Raw genomic sequence first — 1,541 nt, forward strand, 5'->3', positions numbered from 1 at the left:
ATAAATCGAGAAATCGACAAAATCTGATACAAAAGGTCTTCTGGTGTCGATTGGGGTATCTAAACCCGTTTGCAGTACATTTAAACCTTCTAAAATCAAAATGTCAGGTTGGCGAATAGCTTGATGTTCATCGTGACATCTATCATAAGTGACATGAGAATAAAGTGGTGCCAATATCTCTTTATTTCCAGCTTTAACAGCCGATATAAATTCGACTAACATTTTCATGTCATAACTTTCAGGAAAACCTTTACGCTGCAGTAGTCCTTTACGCTTTAAATCTGCTAATGGATATAAAAAACCATCAGTAGTGACTAAATCAACTTTAGGATGCTCGGGCCAACGCTGTAATAACGTCTGTAAGATGCGTGCTGTGGTACTCTTACCGACAGCTACGCTTCCTGCGATACTAATAATGTAAGGACCTGGAGAAGCTTTCTGTTCAAGAAACTTATCAAGAACGAGTCCACGCTGTTGTTTAGAGCCGACAAATAAATTCAGTAAACGGCTGAGAGGAAGGTAAATGTCAGTGACTTCATCTAAAGACAGCTTTTCATTCATACCACGCAGGTTTTCTAATTCAGCCTGACTCAATGTGAGTGGCACTGATTTGCGTAATTCAGCCCAATGCTCGCGCTGAAAAGCAAAGTAGAGTGCATCTTGTATTGAGTTAATTGGGTTCATAACCATTCCTCTAGGTTGGTCAGGCACATTACACTATCGTATAAATGGCGACAATAGTTTGGTTCTCATTTGTCTGCATCACTAATTACATTTGCCTACTAATCACTCTTTTTGTGCTAAACAAGTGCAAAAAAACGTCATTTGAAACTTTTTTTAGTTTTTTTATCATTTTACTCTTGCACTCTGGGGCACATTTACCTAATATCCGAACCCGAAATGATACGCCGGCATAGCTCAGTTGGTAGAGCAACTGACTTGTAATCAGTAGGTCCCGAGTTCGACTCTTGGTGCCGGCACCATTTTTCTGGAGGGGTTCCCGAGTGGCCAAAGGGATCAGACTGTAAATCTGACGGCTCAGCCTTCGAAGGTTCGAATCCTTCTCCCTCCACCATTTTCTAGGTAGTTAGGTAGCCTAAACAGGTTGCGCGGATGTCGTATAATGGTATTACTCCAGCCTTCCAAGCTGATAACGCGGGTTCGATTCCCGCCATCCGCTCCAAATTTGTTCGCTGATACGGCTCAGTTGGTAGAGCGCACCTTTAATGAGGGTGAGTCGGCAGTGCGAATCTGCCTATCAACACCAGCTTGTCATGAATAAACTTCCTAACCCTAAATAATCGATTCGATGTCATTTAATGCATCGGATTTTTACTATATGTGTTTTCATCACCAAGATAATTGGACTGAGGCAATACCATGGCAAAAGCTAAATTTGAACGTAACAAGCCCCATGTAAACGTGGGCACCATCGGTCACGTTGACCATGGTAAAACAACTTTAACAGCAGCAATCTCTGCCGTTTTGTCTAAAACTTATGGTGGTGAAGTTAAAAACTTCGCTCAAATCGATAACGCTCC

At 41.8% G+C, this 1,541-nt stretch carries 2 protein-coding genes and 4 tRNA genes; 5 read left to right on the top strand and 1 reads right to left on the bottom strand.

Annotation, left to right across the window (positions count from 1 at the left end):
* On the bottom strand, positions 1-684 hold a 684-nt coding region (gene coaA / locus H5185_RS22080), incomplete at its 3' end, for a type I pantothenate kinase (RefSeq protein ID WP_182743302.1).
* Positions 685-907: 223 nt separating this feature from the next.
* Here coaA and H5185_RS22085 point away from each other — a divergent pair.
* The 5 genes from H5185_RS22085 to H5185_RS22105 all read left to right on the top strand — a co-directional run.
* A tRNA-Thr gene (locus H5185_RS22085) sits at positions 908-983 on the top strand.
* Positions 984-990: 7 nt separating this feature from the next.
* Positions 991-1,075 (top strand) — tRNA-Tyr (locus H5185_RS22090).
* A gap of 34 nt (positions 1,076-1,109) precedes the next feature.
* Positions 1,110-1,183: transfer RNA gene (locus tag H5185_RS22095), tRNA-Gly, on the top strand.
* A 9-nt stretch (positions 1,184-1,192) separates the two neighbouring features.
* Positions 1,193-1,267 (top strand) — tRNA-Ile (locus H5185_RS22100).
* A 113-nt stretch (positions 1,268-1,380) separates the two neighbouring features.
* A partial coding sequence (locus H5185_RS22105; RefSeq protein ID WP_259395356.1) for a GTP-binding protein occupies positions 1,381-1,541 on the top strand: 161 nt, incomplete at its 3' end.

It is taken from the genome of Shewanella sp. SG44-6 (assembly GCF_014164185.1).
Lineage (GTDB): Bacteria > Pseudomonadota > Gammaproteobacteria > Enterobacterales > Shewanellaceae > Shewanella > Shewanella vesiculosa.